Here is a 21,812-nt window from a genome sequence, read left to right on the forward strand (position 1 = left end):
CGCCAGGCCCTCCGCGCCGCAGCCCCAGCCCCAGGAACTGCCTGTCCCGTCCTACCCCGCCGTCGAGACCTTTATCGAGAAGGCCTCCGCCAGCGACGTCCAGGCGCTCTTCGCGCCCGTCAAGGCGGGACTCGCCGAGCTCAAAGGCCCCCGCGCGGAGATCGGCAAGAAGGCCCAGGCTGCGATCGCGCGGTCCGAGGAGCTGCTCGGCATGCTCGTGGACGTGCGCGAGAAGCTCGTCGCCGAGTCGAAGCAGGGTAAGGGCCGGAAATAACGAGCCTTTCGGGAGCCCGGACGATTTCTTGTCACCAGCAGGCAACCGGCGGCTGACTCTCCCGATAATCCATTGAAAGAGCCGAGGGATGATCCCGGGGCTCCCCTTTTCGAATCGCTGGCACCAGCGCGGAGGCTGAAATGAGCAAGATCGACAGCGGCATGATGGGCCCGAACCTGCGCATGAACACCCAGATGACCACGGCTCGGCAGACGCCGAACACGAGCTTTGGCGCGCGCGTGCAGAACGGCCTGAACAGCACCGTCGGCGCCGTGGGCGCGGGCGTGGGCGCGGTGGCGGGCTTCGTCCCCGGCGCGGGCATCGTCTCCGCCGCCGTCTCCTCCGCGCAGACCTTCTCCGGCGCCTCCGGCTCCGGCATGCAGGGCGGCCCCTACGTGGGCGTGATGAACACCGCCTCCGGCGCGGTGCCCTCCACCAACCTGCCGGGCGCCGGCGGCGCGGGCCTGCCCTCCTCGGGCGGCTCCACCGCGCTGGGCACCAGCGTGGGCGGCGGCGGCAGCGTGAGCGACCAGCTCAACACGAACAGCAGCCTCAAGACGATGATGGACGACAACGTCAAGTTGCTGAACATGCAGTCCGCCATGCAGCACGAGTCGCAGCTCTTCACGGCTGTTTCCAACGTGATGAAGTCGCGGCACGATACGACCAAGAACTCCATCGGCAACATCCGCTAGTCTTCACCGACAGCGGAATCTGACCGGTGCAAGGAAGGCGGCCCTCGACGGCCGCCTTCCGTGCTTCCGGCGACAGGAAAGGAAGCGCGACGTCCATGGCGGAGACCCCTTCGGAGATTGCCAACAGCCTCGTGCCCCTGGCGCGCCAGCCGGCCATGGTCCTGCTGGAGTCCGGCTACCTATGGCTGGACATGGGTCACTTCGACAAGGCCAAGGAGGTCTTCGTCGGTGCCGCCGCGCTCATGCCCAAGAGCGAGGTGCCCCAGATTGGCCTGGGCGCCGTGGAGTTCGCGCAGGGCAAGCACGACAAGGCCCTGGCGGCCTACCGGGTCGCCCAGCGCCTTGCGCCCCTGTCGTCACTGCCCCGGGCACACGCCGGGGAGGCCCTGCTGTTCATGGGGAAGGTGCCGGAGGCCCTCAAGGAGCTGAAGGCCGCCATCGACCTGGAGCCTGAAAGCGACGGCGCGAAGCTGGCCCAGGCGCTCATCCAGGCGAAGGAAGCGGGGGCCCTGCCTCCGCCGAAGAAGTAGTCGCGGAAGAAGGAGGTACGTCGATGGCTGTCGGTGGAGTCGGACGTGGGGGTGGGAAGGGCCGCGCGGGCGGCGTGAAGGGGGCGTCCGGTCCGTCGGGTGCCTCCGGCGCGTCCTTTGGCGGCAAGGTGGATCGCACGGAATCGCTCGTCGGGCCTTCGGGTCTGGTAGGCTCCAGCAACGTCCAGGGCCCCCAGGCAACGGATCCGATCGCGGCGCAGGCCCTCGCCATCGCCAAGCGGCTGAAGAACGGGGGCTTCAAGAGCAAGGAAGAGGCGACGAAGGCGCTCGTCTCCGAAGTGCTTCAGGAGAAGTTGAACATGAAGTCCGCTGCCCTCACGGGCCGCATCGCCGGGGCCCTGCAGGATGATCCCCGGCTGAACCAGGTTCTCGAGCGGCTGTGGTCCAAGGCCGAGTGAGCGCGCCGCTTGCCTCTGGGTGAAGACAGGAAGGTCATCCTGGAGAAGTACGGCCCGTACGTGCGGTCGCTCGCGGCCACCGTGCGCAAGCAGTTCAATGCCCAGCTGGAGCTGGATGAACTGCTGGCCTATGGGCAGATCGGTCTGCTGGAAGCCGCTGAGCGCTTCGACCCCAAGGTCGGCGCCAACTTCCTCACCTTTGCCCACTACCGCATCAAGGGCGCCATCTTCGACGGCTTGAGGAAGATGGGCGTCTTGCGGGGCGCGGACGCCCGCACCGCCTATCAGGGCGAGCGCGCGACGGCGTATCTGGGAAATCTGGCGGACCGCGAGCAGGGCGCAAGCAACCGCGGGTCGTCATTCGACGATGATATTGGAGACATCTCGGATGCCGTGGCGGGCCTCGCGGCGGTTTTCGCCGCGGGGGCGGAAGGGGCGGAGGCGGCGGGCTACGTGGATGAATCCCTCCCGGCGGATCAGCGCCTGGAGATGGAGCAGTTGAAGAACCGGGTGCGCTCGGCCATCGAGAAGCTTCCGGAGAAAGAGCGCAAGCTCCTGCAGGGCTATTACTTCCAGGGACGCACGCTGGAAGAGGCGGGAGCGGAGATCGGGCAGTCGAAGAGCTGGGCGTCGCGGCTTCATGCGCGGGCCATTGATCGGCTCAAGGAACTCTTGAACGAGGAGGAGGAACTCCCTCCCCCCTCGACGGATGCAAGGAGGGTGTCACATGGCGGCTCCGATGAGCGGCATCTCCGCGGGACAGGTAGCGCAGCAAAAGCTGCAGGATCAGGGCGCGCAGCAGACTCAGCAGAAGACGGGCGCGTCGAAGTTCGACGGAGTTCTCGCTGACAAGGCGCAGGGCGCCGGCCAGGTGGACGCCGCCCAGAACGTGAACAAGGCCCAGGCCGCGCAGGCCACCCAGAAGGTGGACACCGTCCGCCAGGTGGAGACCGTCAACAAGGCGGAGAAGGCCAACCTGAACAAGGTGAGCGGCGCTGCCCAGCAGCCCGCCACCGCCAAGGGCGCCGAGCCCGTGGACGCGAAGGCCGAAGCCTCCAAGACGACCAAGTCGGGCGGCATGGTGTCCGACCTCGTCTCCGGCCTGGAGAAGGGTCAGGTCAGCATGGACAAGCTGATCAAGGAGGCCTCCTCCGGCAAGAACATGTCCAACGCCGAGCTGCTTGGTCTCCAGGCGTCCATGTACAAGTACTCGCAGGAGCTCGACCTCACGTCGAAGGTCGTCGAGAAGGCCACCAGCGGCCTGAAGGACGTCGTCAAGACGCAGGTCTGAAGTCCCCACCCCGCCGGGCCATGGCGGCATGCGAAGGGCGGTCCCTCCCAGGGTCGGGAGGGGGCGCCCTTCCGCGTTTTGCAAGGGCCCTGTTAAGCTAAGCGCGCCCATGACTCGCCGAACGCCCGTCTTCGCCGCCCCGCTCCTCGCCCTGCTGTTCCTCACCGGCTGCTCCATCGAGCTGCAGCACGAGCTGACGGAAGCGGATGCGAATGAAATCTACGTCCTGCTCAGCAAGAACGGCATCAACGCCAAGAAGGAGAAGGCGGAGGGGGGCAACGAAGTGCGCTTCACCATCGTCGTCCCCAAGGGCGACGCCGCGCAGGCCGCGGAGCTCTTGAAGCGCAACTCGCTGCCGCGCCCGGTGGAGAAGGGCCTGTCCCACTTCGCCAAGGGCAGCATGGTGCCCACCGCCACGGAGGAGCGCGCCATGCTCCTCAAGGCCATGGCGGGTGAGGTCTCCAACGCGCTCAACCAGATCGACGGCGTGCTGGAGGCGCGCGCCATCGTGATGGTGCCGGAGAACAACGACCTGTCGCAGCCGGAGAACAAGCCGATGCCGTCGGCCTCCGTGTTCATCAAGTACCGCACGGTGGAGGGCGGCAAGCCCCCCGTCTCCATGGAAGCGGTGAAGCAGTTCGTCGCCAGCTCCGTGTCGGAGCTCAAGCCGGAGGCCGTCACCGTGCTGATGACGGAGGCCATGGCCCCCACGGCGGAGACCACGGAGACCAACCGCCTGCAGGACGTGCTCGGCGTGCGCATGACGGCCGCCAGCGCGAGCACCTTCAAGATGATCCTCGGCGGCGCGTTCGTGCTCATCCTGGCGATGATGGGCCTCACCGGGTGGACCTTCATGCGCGGCGGCTCGGGTGGCGCTGCCCCCGCGGCGCCGCGTCCCGCGCGTGCGCGCGGCGGTCGCGAGGGCTAGAGCTGCACGTCGCTTCCCGCGGCCCTCCTGGGGCGGACCGCGGGACGTGTCCTCCAGGCCGGGGACACGTCTTCTATCTTCAGCGGGCCACCTGGGGGCCCGCGAGGTGACCGTTGGATTCCTTCTTCACCTCGCTCAGCAAGCGCCAGACCATGATGTTGCTCACCGCGGTCACCTTCGGGGGCCAGGAGAGCATGGCGGCGCTGGAGCACCTGCCGGACGAGGAAGGCGCGCTCTTGCGCCACCGTGCGCAGGAGATCCTCCAGATTCCACGCGAGAAGCGCCTGCCGGCGGTGGTGCAGGAGCTCAAGCGTCTGATGAAGGATCGGCGCGGCCAGCTGTGGACCGCGGATCCGGAGCGGCTGGCGGCGCTGCTCCAGCGCGAGCGCGGCGCCCTGGTGGAGGTCACGCTGCGCGCGCTGCCCGGCAACATGGCGGAGGCGGTGCGCGGCCACCTGCCTCCCTCGCGCGTGAAGCTCACCCGCGAGGTGCGGCCGCAGGTCCTGGACATCATCCGCTGGAAGCTGGAGGAGGCGCTGGCGCGCGAGGTCGCGGGCCAGTCCGCGGGCTTCAAGTTCGCGGACGTGCTCAACCTCCAGACGCGTGAGCTGCTCACGGTGAGTGACCGCCTGGGCGCGCGCGTGTTGGGCCCGGCGCTGGCGGGCCTGCCCGAGGAAGAGCTGAACGGGCTCCTCGAATCGCTGCCTCCGGACCTGCTCCAACTCGCGAGCAAGTCCGTGGCGGCCAATGCGCCGCGCAAGCTCCCGGAAGAGGACGCGCGCGCGCAGCTCACCCTGCACGATGGCTTCACCCGGTTGGCGGGCGCCATCCGCAGCGCGGGCGTGCAGCGGCTGGCGCGTGCGTGCGTGGCGCAGTCCCCGGAGTTCGCCGCGCGCATGCTGGAGAAGCACCGCGGCGAGTTCGGCCACCTGGTGGCGAAGTGGGTGCGCGAGGAGCGCTCGCGGCCCACGGCCCGGGGCGATGGCGGACGCACCGACATCGTCATGGACCTGGAGCGCCTGGCCGTGCGCGGCCTCATCGAGCGCCCCGTGCGGCTGACCGCGCCGCCTCCGCGCCCCTCCGCCGTGCTGCCTCCACCGCCCGGAGCCCGGAAGCCCGCGCCAGCGGCCCCGGGTGCCCGACCCGAAGCCGCGGGAGCACGCCCCGCGGCTCCGGGAGCCCGTCCGGGGGCCCCCGCGCCACGCGAGGGCCTGCGCACCACCGCGCCGGATCCGTCGCGTTCGCCAGCGCTCCGGGCTCCCAAGGCCCTGCGGGGAGCCCCTCCCGACGGAGAGCCCGCGGACGCGGGCGCCAGGCGCGACTTCATGGCCGAGCGCGCGGCCCGTCGCGCGGGTGCGGCGTCCAGCCGTGACGCGGGCCCGGGCGCGCCCCCCGCCGGACGTCCGCGTCCGGCGCCAGGGGAGGAGCGGGGCTCGTCGGTGGGGCCCGCGCCTCGCGCTTCCATGGCCTCGCGGGAAGGGGATGCGAACGGCTCCCAGATGCGCCGCATGCCGGTTGAGCGCGAGCGTGGGCCCGCGCCCCGTGCCTCCATGGGGGCGCCGCCGGAGGGTGAGGCGGGCGGTTCGCAGATCCGCCGGATGCCGGTGGAGCGCGAGCGTGGACCCGCGCCCCGCGCGTCCATGGTGGCCCCGGAAGGGGATGCGAACGGCTCCCAGATGCGCCGCATGCCGGTGGACCGGGGCTCGTCGGTGGGGCCCGCGCCCCGCGCGTCCACCGGGGCCGTTCCCAGCCGTCGTGATCCGGAAGGACCCCGGCCCGCGCGTCCCGTCCGGCAGGATCCAGACGGCGCTCGCATTGGACCGCCGCCCTCGCGGCTGGGCGCACGCGGCGCGTCACGTCCGCCGGAGCCGGACGCGCCGGAAGGCCGCTCCGTCCGGGCCGAGCGCCCCGCGCGGCCTCCCGCCGACGCGGAGGAGCGCGCCCCCCGGCGCCCGGACCCGTCCGGGGAAGCCGCTGACGGGGCCCGCGTGCTGCGCTCGCGCACGGGCAACCGTCCCGCGGTGCGCCCCGCTCCGGGAGGCGAGCCGGAGCGTCCCCCGCGCGTGCTTTCCAGCCAGGCATCCTCGTCCCGGTCCTCGGAGGGAACGCAGGTGGGCCGCCGGCGCCCCCCTCCCACCGACCGGCCGGGCCCGGATGACGCGGGCGGCCCGGGAGGGCGTGGACCGCGCGGCGGAACGCGCTAGCATCCGGTCCTCAAGGAGCGGCCCATGGCGATCGGCAAGGTAATCAAGGGGGACGGGTTGGCGGAGTCGGTGGTCGTCGCCACGTCCGAGCGACCGGCGCTGCGTCCGCCGCGCGCGGGCGTGATGAACGCCGAGGTCTTCGAGGCGCGCCAGGGCGCGCAGGGCATCATCGAGGAGGCCCAGCGCGAGCGTGAGCGCATCCTCGCCGAGGCCCAGCGCGAGAAGGAGGAGCTCTTCGCCAAGGCGAAGGACCTGGGCCGTCAGGAAGGCATTGCCCAGGCCACGGAGCTGCTGCTGCGCGCGAAGATGCAGGCCGGGGAGATGCTCAACTCCCAGGAGCAGGACATCATCGCGCTGTCGCTGAAGATGACGGAGAAGATCCTCGGCCGCGACCTGGAGCGCGAGCCGGAGCTGCTGGTGGACATGTGCGCCGCGGCCATCGAGAACCTTCGCAACGCGCGCGCCATGGTCCTGCGCGTGCACCCGAAGACGGCCACGGTGCTGCGCGCCAAGCGCCCGCAGCTGATGGAGCTCATCGGCCGCACGGTGGACCTGGCCATCAAGGAGGACCCGGAGGTCGCTCCCGTGGGCTGCATCGTGCAGACGGAGTACGGCACCGTGGACGCGCAGCTGCCCACGCAGCTGGAGATGCTCCAGAACCTCCTGCAGCCGGACACCGGTCGCAAGAGCGGCCCTCCCTGAGCCTTCCGGCCAACGCCGCGCCCTCGAGCCCCTCCCGGAATCCGCCATGGCCATCGACCTCTCGCGCTACTACGACCTCATCAAGGAAGCGTCCCTCGTCCGGGTGCGCGGCCGCGTCACGGAGCTGACGGGGCTCGTCATCAAGGCGAGCGTGCCCAACGTGCGCATCGGCGAGCTGGTGCTCGTCAAGAACCGTCAGCGCGGCCTGATGAAGTCGGAGGTCGTGGGCTTCGTGGGCGACGAGGTGATGCTCATGCCCCTGGGCGAACTGTACGGCATCGGTCCGGACAGCGAGTGCATCCCCACGGGGCGTCCCCTCACCATCAAGTGTGGCGACGGGCTCCTGGGCCGCGTGCTCAACGGCATCGGCGAGCCCATGGACGGCATGCCCCTGGAGGGGGAGAACCTGGTCGACTGGCCCGTGGACCGAGACTGCCCGGACCCCTTCACCCGCCAGCGCATCGAGCGGCCGCTGCCCCTGGGCGTGCGCTGCATCGACGGGCTCCTCACCGTGGGCGAGGGCCAGCGCGTGGGCCTCTTCGCCGGCTCCGGCGTCGGCAAGTCCACGCTGATGGGGCAGATTGCCCGCAACACGCAAGCAGACCTCAGCGTCGTGGCGCTCATCGGCGAGCGTGGTCGCGAGGTTCGCGAGTTCATCGAGGACGCGATGGGCGAGGAGGGCATGAAGCGCGCCGTGCTGGTGTGCGCCACGTCCGACCAGCCCGCCCTCGTGCGTCTGCGCGCCGCGTACGTCGCCACGGCCATCGCGGAGTACTTCCGTGAGCGCGGCGGCAACGTGCTGTTCATGCTCGACACGGTGACGCGTCTGGCGCGCTCCCAGCGCGACATCGGCCTCGCCATCGGCGAGCCCCCGGCGCGTCAGGGCTACCCGCCCAGCGTCTTCTCCATGCTGCCGCGCATCCTCGAGCGCACGGGCAACTCGGCGAAGGGCAAGTGCACCGCCATCTACACCTGCCTCGTGGCCGGCGGTGACATGGAAGACCCCATCGCCGACGAGGTCCGAGGTATTCTCGACGGCCACTTCATCCTCAACCGTGAACTGGGCGCGCGAAACCAGTGGCCGGCCATGGACGTGCTCCAGAGCCTCAGCCGTGTGATGAGCGGCATCGTCAGCAAGGAGCACAAGAAGGCCGCCGGCAAGCTGCGCGAGACGCTCGCCACCTACGAGAAGCAGCGCGACCTCATCCTGCTGGGCGCCTACCAGGCTGGCGCGGACCCCAGGACGGACTACGCCATCGAGAAGTACGACGCCATCATCGACTTCCTCAAGCAGGACACCCACTCCAACTCCCCGTACGAGGAGACCGTGGAGCAGCTCATCAACCTGTTCGCGGAGTGACCCGGGCCGCCCCCCGGCACACCTACGGACCGGACGGTTTTTGGGTAGGATGCCTCCACCATGCCCCCGTACCGGTTGCAGTCACTGCTGGACATGCGTGAGAAGGCGAAGGAGGAGGCCGAACAGGCCTTCTCGGACTCCGTCAAGGCGCTGGCGAAGGAAGAGCAGGAGCAGGCGCGCCTGGAGGCGGAACTCGAGCGCCGCCGCAAGGAGCGCAAGGCCAAGGTCCAGGAGTACTTCCAGCAGATCATGGCCAAGGGCGCCGGCATCAACGGCATGAACATGATGGGCCGCTTCGAGGAGCGTCTGAAGGACGACGAAGCCCAGGTCGCCCTCCAGATCGAGCACCAGAAGGAGGTCGTCCGGACGGCGGCCCGCCTGGTGGAGCAGCGCCGCATGCTGATGGCCGAGGCCGCCAAGGAGCTCAAGGCCATCGAGAAGAACAAGGAGAAGTTCGTCAAACAGGTGAAAAAGGAACGCCAGGATCGGGAGGAGTTGCAGCAGGAGGAGATCGGCAGCGCCTTGTTCCTGGCCCGCCAGCGCAAGTAACCTCCCGCCGCCTTCCGCCGAGTCTGGAGAGACGCCATGAGCCGAGTTGATGATGATCGCGATGCCGCGCGCTTGGCCGAGCGGATGATCCAGGAGCGCAAGCTCGCGGAGGCGAAGACCCAGAAGCGCCTGCAGGGGGAGTCCGTCTTCTCCAAGCTGGTCCAGCAGGGCCAGGCCGAACAGGCCCAGCCGAAGCAGGCGCAGGAGCTGAAGCAGCCTTTGGGCAAGCAGGTGCTGGCGCGCCTCGCGCAGGGGCAGGGCAAGACCTTCGACGAGAAGCTGGCCCAGAAGGAGACCGCCTTCGCCAGGCCCGGGGAGTCCACCCAGGGCGCCCAGCAGTCCCAGCGCAACAGCGAGTCGCAGCAGCTGTCCAGGGGCGGCGAGGCCCGCAAGACGGAGGTCGTGGAGGAGAAGCGCTCCACGGACGTCCGCGAAGGCGACATGAACAAGGCCGAAGGTCAGGCCAGCCGGCTCAGCCAGGAGAAGGGCGAGCTGAAGATCGACGTCAACGCCGGCGGCGGCAAGGGCGCGGGCGGCGGGTCCAGCAAGGAGAAGGACGACAAGGGCGCGCAGATGGCCGGCGCGGGCTTCCGCTTCAACCCCGCGCTGATGGCGCCGGTGCCGGTGGCCAAGCCCAAGGACACCGCGGGCTCCGAGCGGCTGCGCGCCATGGCGAACGAGATCGCCCAGAAGATCGTCGAGCGCGTGCGCGTGGGCACCAACGCCGCGGGCAACGCGGAGTTCCAGATCGAACTGCGCGGCGACGTGCTCAACGGCCTGTCCATCAAGGTCAGCGCGAAGAACGGGAAGATCTCCGCCGTCTTCAGCGGCAACGACCGCGACACCTTGAAGATGCTCGAAGAGCAGAGCGACGGCCTGCGCAGCGCCCTGGGCGGCCGGGGACTGGCGCTTGAAAATCTGAGGTTCGAGGCGAAGACATGAGCCTGGAGCCGGACGACGAGCCCGGAGTCTTCGAGCGCACCATGTTGGTCGACACCCGGAAGCTGGGACCGCCCCCGAAGCCCGCGCAGGCACCGGCCCCCGCGCCCGCCCCGGCTCCGGTTTCGCCGTGGCGGCCGTTCGCGTTCACGAACCTGGAGAAGGTGTCGCGCACGCAGGGCCAGCTGGCGGAGCGGCTGCGGTGGCTGACGCCGAACGCGGGCACGCTGGAGACGGTCTGCGCGCGCCTCAAGGCGCTCTTCGACGTGGACGTGCGCCTGTCGGTGGAGTCCGCCCAGGCGCGCCCCATGACGGAGCTGCGCCGCTTCCTGGGTGACCCGTCCTTCCTGGCGGTGCTGGCCCCCGGCGCGCTCAAGGGCCGGGTCATCCTCGAAATCGAGCTGTCGCTGGCGCACTCGGCGGTGGACCTGCTCCTGGGCGGCGCCGGTGAGACGGTGGGCCTGCGCCCCCTGACGGACATCGAGGAGGGCGTGATGGGCTACGTCGTCCTGGAGGCCCTGAAGGAGCTGGTGCCCGGACTGCAGCCGGGCGTTCCCCGGCCCCGGCTGGACGGCGTGGCGCGCGGCGTGGATGAAGTCTCCGCCCGCCTGGGCGAGGACGGCCCGATGCTGGCGGTGCACCTGAACGCGGTGCTGGGCTCGCACCGCGGCATCGTGCGGCTGGTGGTGCCGTCGGCGGTGCTGGAGGCGGCGGAACCCGCGGTGGAGAGCGCCCAGCGGCGCGAGCACCGCCGCCAGGACATGAAGGCGAACGGCCGGCGCCTGTCCGCGCTGCGCGACTGGCTGCGCGCGGAGATTGGCGTGGCGGAGCTGTCCGCCCAGGACCTGGCGTCCCTGCGCGTCAAGGACGTGCTGCTGCTGGACATGCTGTCGGCGCGGCCGGACCGGGGTGAGCCCGGCACGGCGCAGCTGCGGCTGGGCCTGGGGCGCACCGGCCACTTCCTGGCGGACGTGGCCGTGGAGAACGGCCGCTACCGGGCGCGCATCACGGACATCATCCCCGGTGAGCCGGGCAACCCGCAGGGTGGGGAGCCCGGGGGCGGGTCGGAAGAGAACGAGGACTTCACCAACCCGGAGCTGGGCGTTCCTCCGGAACTCGAAGGGGCGGCATTGGACGACAAGGACGGAAGCGATCTGCTCAGCGACCTGCCCCTGCAGGTGGCGGTGGAGCTGGCGCGCGTGCCCATCACGGCCGAACAGGTGGTGGGCCTGCGCACAGGCCAGGTCATCGACCTGCGTCGTGGGGCGGGTGAGCCCGTGGACCTGTCGGTGAACGGCAAGGTGGTGGCCCGGGGCGAGCTCGTGGAGCTGGAGGGTCAGCTCGGGGTGCGCATCATCCACCTGAGCTGAAGCGTTTGCGCCCGTGCGTCACAGGGCAGGCGGGCAGGGGGGCGTGCTCGTGCCCGGGCCCGTGGCGGTCCTGACTCGGGTGCACTAGGCTCGCGCCCATCCATGGCGGTCCTCGGTCTCTCCTCCTCGCGCCTGTTGCTCGGCGCCGCGCTGCTCTTCGCGTCGCCCGCCGTCCTGGCGCAGGCGCCCGCGGCCTCCACGCCTGACGCCTCCGTGGCGGCCCCGGCCCCCGAGGCTCCGGCGACCACCGCCGTACAGGCTCCCGAACAGGCTCCCGCACAAGCTCCGGCCCCGGCCGTGACGGGTGACGGCGCGGCCCGCGCGAAGCGCCACGCGGACGAACTGGACCGGGAGCTGGGCGTCCCCGAGTCCGAAGGCGGAGAAGAGCAGGAGAGCCTGGGCTGGGTGGTGGTGCGCACGGTGGCGCTGCTGGGCGCGGTGCTCGCGGCCATCTACCTCACGCTCAACGTGGGCCTGCGCCGGCTGATGGGCCTGCAGGGCGTGCCCGTGGGCAAGGCGTCGGTCGTGTCGGTGATGGAGCGCATCCCGTTGGATCAACGGCGCACGCTCTTCGTCCTGAAGGCCGCGGACGAGTACCTGCTGGTGGGTGGCGGCGAGGGTGGCGTGCAACTGGTTTCGAAGCTGGACCGCGACGCCGTGGAGCGCATCCGCGCCGCGCGTCCGCCGTCGTCGCCGGTATCCCTGAGTCCTTTCCTCCAGAAGCTCCTCTCCCGCCGGACCGGTGGCACCACGCCGCCGCCGGGCGTCTGAAGGCCGTCACGTGAACCGTTCGTCTCCCGCTCGCCCGCTGCTGTTCCGCGCTCCGCCCTGGCTCTTCGCGGCCCTCGTGTCGCTGCATCCCTTCGCCGCGTCCGCGGCGAAGAAGGGCGGGGACTCGATGCCGGATGAAATGGTCAAGGAGGCGGTGAACTCCGACACCTTCACCTCCCGCCCGCTCATCCTCATCCTCGCGCTCGCGGCCATGTCGCTGGTCCCGTTCGCGCTGATGATGGTGACCAGCTTCGTGAAGATCTCGGTGGTGCTCTCCATCGTCCGCTCGGCGCTGGGCACCCAGCAGATTCCCCCCACCCAGGTCATCACCGGCCTGGCCATCATCCTCACCGTCTACATCATGGCCCCCGTGGGCCAGGAGATGTACCGGGCGGGCGGCATCGACATCTGGTCCCGGGGGACGTCCGTCTTCTCCTCGGAGACGGTGGGCACGATGCTGGGGGCCGCGGACAAGTCCAAGGAACCCCTGCGCGAGTTCCTGATGAAGAAGGTCACCAACAAGGACCGCACGCTCTTCTACAGCCTGGCGAAGAAGATGCGGAAGGAGGAGGACCGCAAGGACATTGGCCCGAATGACTTCATGGTCATCGTCCCGGCCTTCGTCGTGTCCGAATTGAAGGAGGCCTTCCAGATCGGCTTCCTCCTGTTCGTGCCCTTCATCGTCATCGACATGGTGGTCGCCAACATTCTGCTGGCGCTGGGCATGCACATGCTGTCGCCCACGACCATCTCCATGCCCTTCAAGCTCTTGTTGTTCGTGCTCGTGGACGGTTGGTACCTCATCGCCAAGGGCCTGGTCATCGGCTACCTGTAAGGAGCCTCGTACTCCCATGAATCAGCTCACGTTCATCACCCAGGAGGCGCTGTTCCTGGTGCTCGTGGTCTCCGCGCCGCCGGTGCTCATGAGCCTCCTGGTGGGCTTCCTCATCTCGCTGTTCCAGGCCACCACGCAGATCCAAGAGCAGACGCTCACGTTCGCGCCCAAGGTCGTCCTCGTCTTCGGCGTGCTGGCCATGACGGGCCCGTGGATTGGCGGTCAGCTCCTGCGCTTCACCTTCCACGTCTTCGACCGCTTCCCGGCGCTCATCGGCAGATGAACATCGGCGAAGTCATGTCCGAGCTGGGCACTCGGGTAAACCTGTCAGTCACCATCTTCACGATGGCGCTCATCATGTGCCGCGTGATGCCCATCCTCATCTTCAGCCCGTTCCTGGGCGGCGAGGTCGTTCCCTCGGAGATGAAGCTGGGCCTGGGCCTGCTGGTGTCCCTGGTGCTCTTCCCGTCCGTCGCGGACCGGATGGACAGGATTCCCATCAGCGCGCTCCCGTACATCGGGCTCCTGCTCAAGGAGATCTTCATCGGCGTGGCGCTGTCGTACATCGTCAACATGGTGTTCGACGCGGCCCGTGTGGCCGGCACCCTGATGGACACCATGTCGGGCAGCAACAACGCCCAGCTCTACGTGCCGCAGCTGGGCACGCAGGTGTCGCTCTTCTCCAGCCTCAAGGTGCAGCTGTGCGTGGTGCTGTTCCTGTCGCTGGACGGGCACCACATCATCATCAAGGCGCTCGCGGAGAGCCTCGCCATCGTGCCGCTGGAGGGCTTCCCGCGCTTCAGCCGCGGCGTGTGGCCCTTCTTCGACCTGATGATCCGCTCCTTCGCGGACCTCTTGAAGATCAGCCTGGCGCTGGCCGGGCCCGGCATGGTGGCCGCCTTCGTCACCGACCTGGCCCTGGGCTCCATCAACCGCGTGGCGCCGCAGATCCAGGTGTTCTTCATCTCCATGTCGCTCAAGCCGCTGGTGGGCGTGTTGATCATGTTCATCGCCATCCATGTCGTGATTGGCCGCATGCAGCAGGAGCTGGCCAACATGCTCCGCATGTTCCAGCACGCCATCCAGCTGCTGGCCTGAGCCCCCCGGGATTCCTCCATGTCGGACGAGAGTGGCGACAAAACAGAAGAACCGTCGCAGAAGAAGCTCGACGACTCTCGCAAGAAGGGTCAGACCTGGAAGAGCAAGGACCTGACGGGCGTGGCCGTGCTCATCGCCGGCCTGGGCATCGTCAAGGGCACCTGGGACACCGTGGAGAGGGAGATCTCCGTGCTGTTCCGCTTCAGCTTCGACGCCATCGCCCACTCGGATGACCTGGCCCTGGCGACGTCACAGCTGATGGTGATGGGCCTGCGCACGATGCTGCTCCTGACGGTGCCGGTGGTGGCCGGCGCGGCGGTGCTGGGAGGGCTGATGGACTTCCTCCAGGTGGGGTCGCTCTTCACCATCGACCCGCTCATCCCGAAGTTAGACAAGCTCAACCCCATCGCGGGGTTGAAGAACATGTTCACGAAGAAGGCCTTCGTCGAACTCTTGAAGAACCTCATCAAGATCACCGTCGCCGCCTTCGTCGTCTACGGCGTGGTGCGCGACTCCATGCCCCTGGTCATCGAAACGGTGCGGCAGGACACGCAAGGCATCATGGCCATCCTGGGGGAGATCATCACCCGGGTGGCCATGCGCATCGTGCTGCTCTTCGTCGTCTTCGGCGTGTTCGACGTGTGGTGGCAGCGCAAGTCGTACATGAAGGACATGATGATGACGAAGGAGGAGGTGAAGAAGGAGTACAAGCAGAGCGAGGGCGACCCGCACCACAAGGCCAAGCGCAAGGAGCTCCACCACGAGATCATGGAGGGAGCCCAGATGGAGGCGGTGAAGGACGCGAGCGTCATCGTCACCAACCCGGATCACGTCGCGGTGGCGCTGCAGTACGACCAGAACAAGGACGGGGCGCCGCGGGTGCTGGTGAAGGGCATGGACGCCAAGGCGGAGCGCATCAAGGCGCTGGCGCGCGAGGCGGACGTCCCCCTGCTGCGCAACGTCCCGCTGGCGCACGCGCTCCTGCGCGTGGAGGTGGGCGAGGAAGTCCCGGAGGAGCTCTACGACGCGGTCGCCGAGGTGCTGAACTTCGTCTACGGGCTCAAGCAGCAGAACGCGGCGCCGCCAGCGCGCGCCTGAGGAAGGAGAGGCCATGGCCAGCGACGAAGAGGCGGACATCGCCATCGCCATCAAGTACGACAACAAGGCGGACGGCGCGCCTCGCGTGGTGGCGAAGGGCATGCGCCTCAAGGCGGAGAAGATCCGGGAGATCGCCAAGCAGTACGGCATCCCGGTGATGCGCAACGTGTCCCTGGCCCACGCCCTGTACCGGGTGGACGTGGGGCAGGAAGTCCCGGAGGAGCTCTACGACGCGGTCGCCGAGGTGCTGAACTTCGTCTACGCGCTGCAGCGGGAGCAGGCGGGCGGGCGCTGAAGGGGGCTGGACGCGGGCCCCCCACCTGTATTGAAGTCGCGCCGCCATGGCCAAAATCAACAATCAGCCCCCCAGCACCGCGCTTTGGCCCTGGGGAGGTCCCCGCAGCGTCCGCGAGCGGCTGGTGGACCCGTCCCAGCTGGACCGGGCGAAGAAGCTGCGCAAGGCGGGCAACATCAAGAACCCGTCGATGCCCTCCGCGGCGCTCCTGGACTTCATTGGTCCGGCGCACTCGTCGGAAGAGCTCCGGTTGCCCCTTCCGCCCCACCCGGGCGGCCACGACGCGGACCTGGAGGGCTTCAGTGACCGGCCGCACCTGGCCAGCGTCGCCGGCCGGGGGGATGACGGGCAGCGCCGCATGCTGGAGCGTGGCCTGTCCAGGGTGAACGCGCCTCCGGAGCGCCTGGAGCGCCTCAAGGCCCTGTTGCAGCGCGAGTCCGCGATGCTGGGCCTGGTGGATCAGGTGAGCGCGGAGTCGCAGGAGATCATCCGCCGCATGTGGGAAGAGCAGAAGGACGAGGGCTACTGACCCATGGCGGCGCTGGACCCGGAAGATCCGCAGGACGAGGCGAAGCTCACCGCGCTCCTGCAGCGCTGGGCGGAAGGGAAGGCCACGCTCCGCGAGGTGCGCGGCTATTCCAACGACGAGCTCTATGCCATCGCCAAGACGGCCTACTTCTTCTTCTACCAGGGCCGGGTGGCGGAGGCGCGCACGCTGTTCCAGGGGCTGTACGCCATCAACCCCACGGACGTGTACTTCGCCAAGGCGCTCGGAGTGGTGGAGATGGCCGCGGGCAACGGGCAGGGCGCGCTGGCCGCCTTCGACGTGGCCGCCAAGCTGGCCCCCCAGGACGCTTCCGTCTACGTGGGCCGCGCGGAGGTGAAGCTGGCCCTGGGCCAGAAGCCCCAGGCGCTGGAGGATCTGCGCCGCGCCGCGGCGATGCCCCCCACCGACGACCCGGTGGTGCGCAAGGCCGCCGCGATGATCACCGCCCTCACCCGGCGCTGATCCACGGCCCGCCCCGGTCACTGGCTGGGTTTCACGTGATTTCCGTGGTTCATTAGGACTTTCGGGAGGGGACGGGCTATCTGCTAGGCTGCTCCCAGACCCCTGCCTTCCCTTCCACATCCGGAGGATCATTCCATGTCGAACAAGAAGTCGACGGTTCCCGCTGAGATGCCGCCCGAGGCTCCCGCCGAACTCCACGCGAAGCGCGACAGCCTGCTGCCCGAACTGGAGAAGGCCGCCAAGGATGCGAAGGGCACCGAGCAGCAGGTGCTCCGAGCCCTCATCAAGTTGATGTCCAACACCAAGTCCGGTGCGGCCATCGACTGGCAGACCTTCCAGGACGTGAAGGATGCCTTTACGCGATACAGCAAGGACACCGCCACGGGCAAGCCGCCGGACTGCCTCGAGGGCGCCCTGGAGTGGCTGTCGGCCTACCTGAACGCGCGTGGCTTCGGTGGCACGGAGGCGGCGGCCCCGGCCGCGGGTGCCAAGCCGGCGGCGCAGGCGGGCGGGCGTCCTTCCACGGGCGCCCAGGACGGCTTCGAGTCCGGCAACTCCAACCGGGCCGCGGCCCTGGGCGACGTGCCCCCGCCCCCGGGCGCGGTCAAGCCGGACGTGAAGGGCGAGCAGCAGCAGCTGGATTCCTTCAAGGCCTGGATGAAGAACCCCAGCCTGGGCAAGCTCAAGGGCTGATCCTGCCCCGCGCGCGCCCGGCCCCGGGCGCGCACGGAGGATCGCGGGGAGACGCAACCTTGCGGCTCCACCCGCGATAATGGTTTCAGAGGCAGTTTTCGCGGGTTTCCAAATCTCGGAGGACCTCCCCCATGACCAAGATCAACGGCAGCGCTCCCAGCTCCGCTTCGCGTACCAGCCAGTCCAACTCCTCGAACACGGCCTGGCAGGGCCAGATGAACGAGAAGATGAAGGGCACCGGCCTGGACAAGTCCCGCAACGAGGCCCTGCAGAAGAAGGTCTCGGCCCACATGGAGGAGTTCGCGAAGAACCACTCCCCCGCGGAGACCGAGGCGGAGTTCAAGAAGACCTGGAACAAGGAGCTCGGCACGCAGATCTCCGACAAGATCAGCACTGACAACTTCCTCCGGCGCCTGACGAACCGCCGCAAGGAGCTGATGTCGGACCTCTGGGAGTAGTCCTTCCCCCGCAGTCGAAGGTGTCATGACCCCGGCCGTCCGAGCCCGCGCAAGCGGAAGGCTCGGGCGGCCGAAGTCTTTGCGGGGCACGCCATGCGTCCGCCGCCACGCCTCCTGGGGACAGCCCCGGGGCCTTTCCAGGGGTCTCCAGCGGGGGTGCACAGCCCGCAAAAGCAACCGGCTCCGCACCAGGCCCAGGGGGCCGGAGCAGAGCCGGAGGGTACAGCCAGCTGCGTCAACCAGCGACTAGCGCAGGTTGCCGATGGTGGCCATCGCGATCTCGTTCTTCTTCTTCATCATGTTGGAGATGAAGGAGACCGTCTCCTGGAGCTTCTGGAGGAGCAGCTGCGCCTCGGCGCGCTTGTACTCGGGGCTGCCCTTGTCCAGGCCGGACAGGGACTGCTGCTCGAGGGCGCTCAGGCCGCCCGAGGTGCTCAGGGCGCTGTTCAGGGAGTTGTTGGCGGCGGCGGTGATCGTCATGGCGATATCCTCCAGAAAGTCTGCAGTGGTTGGGCTGCGGTGCGGCTTACAAAAGGATTATCCGGGGTAGGGGCCAGGAGTTTCCTCCTGCCTATTTTCTCCTGATTTTTCCCCGGCGATCCAGAGGGGCCCAGGATCAGGAACGGCGGCCAGCCGGAGTCGCTCCAGGCCAGGCGGGAGCGCGCAGCCCGCAAAAGCAACCGGCTCCGCACCAGGCCCAGGGGGCCGGAGCAGAGCCGGAAGGTACAGCCAGCTGCGTCAACCAGCGACTAGCGCAGGTTGCCGATGGTGGCCATCGCGATCTCGTTCTTCTTCTTCATCATGTTGGAGATGAAGGAGACCGTCTCCTGGAGCTTCTGGAGGAGCAGCTGCGCCTCGGCGCGCTTGTACTCGGGGCTGCCCTTGTCCAGGCCGGACAGAGACTGCTTCTCGAGGGCGCTCAGGCCGCCCGAGGTGCTCAGGGCGCTGTTCAGGGAGTTGTTGGCGGCGGCGGTAATCGTCATGGCGATATCCTCCAGAAAGTCTGCAGTGGTTGGGCTGCGGTGCGGCTTACAAAAGGATTATCCGGGGTGGGGCCCAGGAGTTTCCTGCTCCCATTTTCCGCCGTTTATTTTTTCCGGCGAGGCTCCGGACCGCGCACCCTCTTTGGTGGTTGTGCCGATAACAGTCTAAACTGCCGGCGCCCGGAGCCCGCCCGAGCCTTACGAGGCGGGTCCTCGCGCCTGTCCTCCTGCCTTCTGTAAGGGTGCTGCGCAGATGACGACTGATTCGAAGGCCTCTGTGTCGACCGACAACGCGAAGCCCCTGTCCGGACCGGAGATGCTCGAGCGGGCCACGGAGGGATTCAACCTCTTCCAGGACGGGAACTTCAGCGAGTCGCTGGCCATCTTCGAGACGCTCTCGGCGATGGACGCGAGCGAGGCCTACTTCCAGACCGCGCTGGGCGCCTGCCACCTGGCGCTGGAGGATCTGGACACCGCCGTGGCGTGCTTCAACCGCGCCATCGAGCTGGACCCCACCGACATCACGCCCTTCGTCAACCGGGGCGAGGCGTTCCTCCGCCAGGGCCGGACGACGGAAGCGGCCCGCGACTTCCAGCATGCCGTGTCGCTGGACCCCGAGGACAAGGACCCCTTGAGCCGTCGTGCGCGCATGCTGGCCGCCGCGGCCCTGGAGAGTTCGGACGAGGCTTCGGAATCCGAAGCCCCCGAGGACCGCTCGTAGGCTGTCTGCAGGCTCCCTCGCCGGACAGGTGAGGGAAGGCCCCCCCTTGGGCTCGGGGGCGCGCACGGATTAGGATGGCCCCGCCGATGGCCAACGCCGATCCGAACAGCTTCCTGAACAAGTACTCCGACATTGTCCTAGCGGTGGTCGTCGTGGCCATCGTCGCGATGATGATCGTCCCGCTGCCGACGATCGTCCTGGACGTGTTGCTGACGCTGAACATCAGCATCTCGGTGGTACTGCTCCTCATCTCCCTCTACGTGCCCAGCGCGCTGTACCTGTCGTCGTTCCCGACGATCCTGCTGATCACGACGATGTTCCGTCTGTCGCTGACCATCTCCACCACGCGACTCATCCTGCTCACCGGCGACCCGGGCGAAGTCGTGGTGGCGTTCGGTAACTTCGTGGTGCAGGGCAACTTCGTCGTCGGCGCCATCCTCTTCCTCATCCTGGTGGTGGTGAACTTCATCGTCATCTCCAAGGGCTCGGAGCGCGTCGCGGAAGTGGCCGCGCGCTTCACCCTGGACGCCATGCCCGGCAAGCAGATGTCCATCGACGCGGACCTGCGCGCCGGCGTGATTGATCAGGATCAGATGAAGAAGAAGCGCCGCGACCTGGAGCGTGAGAGCCAGCTCTTCGGCGCCATGGACGGCGCGATGAAGTTCGTGAAGGGCGACGCCATCGCGTCCATCATCATCACGGTCATCAACATCGTGGGTGGCCTCATCATCGGCGTCACGCAGAAGGGCATGTCCGCCGGTGACGCCGCGCAGAAGTACACGCTGCTCACCATCGGTGACGGTCTGGTGGGCATGATCCCCGCCATCCTCATCTCCACCTGCGCCGGTATCCTGGTGACGCGCGTGGGCGGCGAGGAAGAGGGCGCGCACCTGGGCAAGGACGTGGGTACGCAGCTCACCGCCTTCCCGAAGGCCATCGCCATCGCGGCGGCCATGCTCGTGGGCCTGGGCCTCATCCCCGGCCTCCCTAAGATTCCCTTCTTCCTGCTGGGCGCGGGCGCGGGCTTCGGCGCCTGGACGATGATGCGCAAGCGCGACGAGGCGCTGGCCGCCGAGGAAGCCGGCCCCGCGATGGAGTCCAGCTTCGGCACGCCCGTGTCCGCCGAGCCTCCGCCCAAGGAGCAGCTCAACCCGGACTCGGAGCTGTTCATCCCCGTCGTCACGCCCATCGTGCTGGAGGTGTCCGACGCGCTGGTGCCCTTCGTGGACTCGCGGCAGGACGGCGGCAAGTTCCTCTTCGAACTCATCCCGTTCATGCGCGACGGCCTCTTCGTGGAGCTGGGCGTGCGCTTCCCCGGCGTGCGCGCGCGCGGCAACGGCGGCCTGCCGCCCGGGGCCTACCAGATTCAAATCAACGAAGTGCCCGTCGTCACCGGCCAGGCCACCCTGGGCCACATCCTGGTGAACGACACGGTGGAGCGCCTCAAGCTGATGAACATCCCCGGCTTCGAGGCCATCAACCCCGCGACGCGCCAGCCTGCCGCGTGGGTGCCCGAGCATTTCCGGGAGACGCTCGAGTCCGCGGGCCTCACCACGTGGGACGTGCCCGGCTACATCATCCTGCACACCGCCGCCGTGCTCCGAAAGAACGCGCGCGAGTTCGTGGGCGTGCAGGAGACGCAGACGATGCTGGAGCAGCTGGAGAAGGCGTTCCCGGCCATCGTGAAGGAAGTCGTCCCGAAGATCGTCAACGTGCTGAAGCTGACGGACATCCTCGGGCGCCTGGTGGAGGAGGAGATCTCCATCCGCGACCTGCGCGGCATCCTCCAGGCCCTGTCCGAGTACGGCCAGGTGGAGGCCGACAACGTCATGCTCACCGAGCATGTCCGCGCCTCGCTGCGCCGCTACATCTCCCACAAGTACGCGCGCGGCAGCGGCACGCTGGTGGTGTACCTGCTCGACCCGAACATCGAGGAGGCCATCCGCAGCTCCATCAAGCGCACCTCCGCGGGCGCGCACCTGGCGCTGGAGCCGGAGATCGCCCAGGAGATCGTCGGCGCGGTGCGCTCGGAATGCGGTCACCTGCCGCCCAGCGCCCAGCGCCCCGTCATCCTCACGGCGATGGACATCCGCCGCTACGTGCGCAAGCTGCTGGAGTACGAGTTCAACCCCTCGTTCTCCATCCTCAGCTACCAGGAGCTGTCCCCGGACCTGAACATCCAGCCGGTGGCGCGCATCTCCTCCGGCCGGTAGCGGCGCAGGAGCGTGTGAAGGACCCGGGCCTCCGCTCTTCAGCGGAGGCCCTGCTGTTTCCGGGAGAAGGAAGGGAAGGGTGGCGCCGTGGCGCCAGGGGCGCGGCTCAGGCGCCCGCGAGCACGGCGATCATCAGCACCAGGAAGCTCAGCCCCACCACGCCCATGACGATGAGCGGGACGAGCTTCTTCTTGTCCGCCAGCGCGGACATGGCCGCCGGGGCGGGCTCCGGCATGGGCAGCTCCTCGCCACCGTCAGACTGCGGCTCCTCGGAGGCGGACGCGGAGCCATCCTCGGAGGCGGGCTGCTCCTCCTGCTGCGCCGGCTCGGGCTCGGGCTGCGGCTCCGGTTCGGGTTCCGGCGGAGGGGGCTCCTCG

27 protein-coding genes and 1 pseudogene are annotated in these 21,812 nt (G+C 68.7%); 25 read left to right on the forward strand and 3 right to left on the reverse strand.

Annotated elements, in window-relative coordinates; all coding sequences use genetic code 11:
* The 23 genes from D7V80_RS30420 to D7V80_RS30530 all read left to right on the forward strand — a co-directional run.
* The coding region (locus tag D7V80_RS30420) for a hypothetical protein (RefSeq protein ID WP_120591481.1) at positions 1 to 274 on the forward strand (274 nt) is incomplete at its 5' end.
* 140 nt (positions 275 to 414) lie between these two features.
* Positions 415 to 969, forward strand: a complete 555-nt coding sequence (locus tag D7V80_RS30425) for a hypothetical protein (RefSeq protein WP_120591482.1) — start codon at positions 415 to 417, stop codon at positions 967 to 969.
* 95 nt (positions 970 to 1,064) lie between these two features.
* The gene (locus D7V80_RS30430) at positions 1,065 to 1,499 is read left to right on the forward strand and encodes a lipopolysaccharide assembly protein LapB (protein ID WP_120530743.1); all 435 of its coding nucleotides are present in this window, start codon (positions 1,065 to 1,067) and stop codon (positions 1,497 to 1,499) included.
* A gap of 23 nt (positions 1,500 to 1,522) precedes the next feature.
* Complete coding sequence (locus tag D7V80_RS30435; protein ID WP_014398430.1) at positions 1,523 to 1,918, forward strand: hypothetical protein; 396 nt, start codon at positions 1,523 to 1,525, stop codon at positions 1,916 to 1,918.
* 9 nt (positions 1,919 to 1,927) lie between these two features.
* Positions 1,928 to 2,767, forward strand: a complete 840-nt coding sequence (locus D7V80_RS30440; RefSeq protein WP_120591483.1) for a sigma-70 family RNA polymerase sigma factor — start codon at positions 1,928 to 1,930, stop codon at positions 2,765 to 2,767.
* Between the two features lie 22 nt (positions 2,768 to 2,789).
* Complete coding sequence (locus tag D7V80_RS30445; protein ID WP_014398428.1) at positions 2,790 to 3,209, forward strand: hypothetical protein; 420 nt, start codon at positions 2,790 to 2,792, stop codon at positions 3,207 to 3,209.
* 109 nt (positions 3,210 to 3,318) lie between these two features.
* Positions 3,319 to 4,137, forward strand: a complete 819-nt coding sequence (locus tag D7V80_RS30450) for a type III secretion system protein (RefSeq protein ID WP_014398427.1) — start codon at positions 3,319 to 3,321, stop codon at positions 4,135 to 4,137.
* A gap of 113 nt (positions 4,138 to 4,250) precedes the next feature.
* A complete protein-coding gene (locus D7V80_RS30455; RefSeq protein ID WP_120591484.1) occupies positions 4,251 to 6,341 on the forward strand; it encodes a hypothetical protein in 2,091 nt (696 codons plus the stop codon).
* A gap of 24 nt (positions 6,342 to 6,365) precedes the next feature.
* Positions 6,366 to 7,043, forward strand: coding sequence for a FliH/SctL family protein (locus tag D7V80_RS30460; protein WP_120591485.1), 678 nt, complete (start codon positions 6,366 to 6,368; stop codon positions 7,041 to 7,043).
* A gap of 46 nt (positions 7,044 to 7,089) precedes the next feature.
* The gene (gene sctN / locus D7V80_RS30465; RefSeq protein WP_014398424.1) at positions 7,090 to 8,403 is read left to right on the forward strand and encodes a type III secretion system ATPase SctN; all 1,314 of its coding nucleotides are present in this window, start codon (positions 7,090 to 7,092) and stop codon (positions 8,401 to 8,403) included.
* A gap of 60 nt (positions 8,404 to 8,463) precedes the next feature.
* Positions 8,464 to 8,952, forward strand: coding sequence for a flagellar assembly protein FliH (locus D7V80_RS30470; RefSeq protein ID WP_014398423.1), 489 nt, complete (start codon positions 8,464 to 8,466; stop codon positions 8,950 to 8,952).
* 36 nt (positions 8,953 to 8,988) lie between these two features.
* Positions 8,989 to 9,894, forward strand: coding sequence for a flagellar hook-length control protein FliK (locus D7V80_RS30475; protein ID WP_120591486.1), 906 nt, complete (start codon positions 8,989 to 8,991; stop codon positions 9,892 to 9,894).
* On the forward strand, positions 9,891 to 11,261 hold the full coding sequence (gene sctQ / locus D7V80_RS30480) for a type III secretion system cytoplasmic ring protein SctQ (protein WP_120591487.1): 1,371 nt from the start codon (positions 9,891 to 9,893) through the stop codon (positions 11,259 to 11,261). Before D7V80_RS30475 ends, sctQ begins: the two co-directional genes overlap by 4 nt.
* Positions 11,262 to 11,363: 102 nt before the next feature.
* Positions 11,364 to 12,032, forward strand: coding sequence for a flagellar biosynthetic protein FliO (locus D7V80_RS30485; RefSeq protein WP_120591488.1), 669 nt, complete (start codon positions 11,364 to 11,366; stop codon positions 12,030 to 12,032).
* A gap of 10 nt (positions 12,033 to 12,042) precedes the next feature.
* Positions 12,043 to 12,867, forward strand: coding sequence for a type III secretion system export apparatus subunit SctR (gene sctR, locus D7V80_RS30490; RefSeq protein ID WP_120591489.1), 825 nt, complete (start codon positions 12,043 to 12,045; stop codon positions 12,865 to 12,867).
* Positions 12,868 to 12,883: 16 nt separating this feature from the next.
* Positions 12,884 to 13,150 (forward strand): flagellar biosynthesis protein FliQ, encoded by a 267-nt coding sequence (gene fliQ / locus D7V80_RS30495; RefSeq protein WP_014398418.1) that lies wholly within the window; start codon positions 12,884 to 12,886, stop codon positions 13,148 to 13,150.
* On the forward strand, positions 13,147 to 13,965 hold the full coding sequence (locus D7V80_RS30500; protein WP_120591490.1) for a flagellar biosynthetic protein FliR: 819 nt from the start codon (positions 13,147 to 13,149) through the stop codon (positions 13,963 to 13,965). Before fliQ ends, D7V80_RS30500 begins: the two co-directional genes overlap by 4 nt.
* Positions 13,966 to 13,983: 18 nt before the next feature.
* Positions 13,984 to 15,063: a type III secretion system export apparatus subunit SctU gene (sctU, locus tag D7V80_RS30505; protein ID WP_120591491.1), complete on the forward strand. Its 1,080-nt coding sequence runs from the start codon at positions 13,984 to 13,986 to the stop codon at positions 15,061 to 15,063.
* 13 nt (positions 15,064 to 15,076) lie between these two features.
* Complete coding sequence (locus tag D7V80_RS30510) at positions 15,077 to 15,358, forward strand: EscU/YscU/HrcU family type III secretion system export apparatus switch protein (protein WP_014398415.1); 282 nt, start codon at positions 15,077 to 15,079, stop codon at positions 15,356 to 15,358.
* Positions 15,359 to 15,404: 46 nt separating this feature from the next.
* The gene (locus tag D7V80_RS30515) at positions 15,405 to 15,887 is read left to right on the forward strand and encodes a hypothetical protein (RefSeq protein ID WP_120591492.1); all 483 of its coding nucleotides are present in this window, start codon (positions 15,405 to 15,407) and stop codon (positions 15,885 to 15,887) included.
* Positions 15,888 to 15,890: 3 nt separating this feature from the next.
* Entirely contained in the window at positions 15,891 to 16,367 is a 477-nt protein-coding gene (locus D7V80_RS30520; RefSeq protein ID WP_120591493.1) for a SycD/LcrH family type III secretion system chaperone, read from the forward strand.
* Between the two features lie 135 nt (positions 16,368 to 16,502).
* Complete coding sequence (locus tag D7V80_RS30525; RefSeq protein WP_120591494.1) at positions 16,503 to 17,060, forward strand: hypothetical protein; 558 nt, start codon at positions 16,503 to 16,505, stop codon at positions 17,058 to 17,060.
* Positions 17,061 to 17,191: 131 nt separating this feature from the next.
* Entirely contained in the window at positions 17,192 to 17,518 is a 327-nt protein-coding gene (locus D7V80_RS30530) for a hypothetical protein (RefSeq protein WP_014398411.1), read from the forward strand.
* Between the two features lie 246 nt (positions 17,519 to 17,764).
* Here D7V80_RS30530 and D7V80_RS30535 read toward each other — a convergent pair whose 3' ends face one another.
* The gene (locus D7V80_RS30535; protein ID WP_014398410.1) at positions 17,765 to 17,998 is read right to left on the reverse strand and encodes a hypothetical protein; all 234 of its coding nucleotides are present in this window, start codon (positions 17,996 to 17,998) and stop codon (positions 17,765 to 17,767) included.
* Positions 17,999 to 18,267: 269 nt separating this feature from the next.
* On the reverse strand, positions 18,268 to 18,501 hold the full coding sequence (locus D7V80_RS30540) for a hypothetical protein (protein ID WP_120591495.1): 234 nt from the start codon (positions 18,499 to 18,501) through the stop codon (positions 18,268 to 18,270).
* Between the two features lie 253 nt (positions 18,502 to 18,754).
* Between D7V80_RS30540 and D7V80_RS30545 the strand changes: the two genes are divergently transcribed.
* Entirely contained in the window at positions 18,755 to 19,222 is a 468-nt protein-coding gene (locus D7V80_RS30545; RefSeq protein WP_014398409.1) for a tetratricopeptide repeat protein, read from the forward strand.
* Positions 19,223 to 19,308: 86 nt separating this feature from the next.
* Complete coding sequence (gene sctV / locus D7V80_RS30550; RefSeq protein WP_120591496.1) at positions 19,309 to 21,435, forward strand: type III secretion system export apparatus subunit SctV; 2,127 nt, start codon at positions 19,309 to 19,311, stop codon at positions 21,433 to 21,435.
* A gap of 106 nt (positions 21,436 to 21,541) precedes the next feature.
* Here the strand turns inward: sctV and D7V80_RS30555 are convergent.
* Positions 21,542 to 21,812: pseudogene (locus D7V80_RS30555) on the reverse strand (FHA domain-containing protein); the annotation flags it as partial.

Origin of the sequence: Corallococcus sp. CA054B, from assembly GCF_003611625.1 — a bacterium.
GTDB lineage: Bacteria > Myxococcota > Myxococcia > Myxococcales > Myxococcaceae > Corallococcus > Corallococcus coralloides.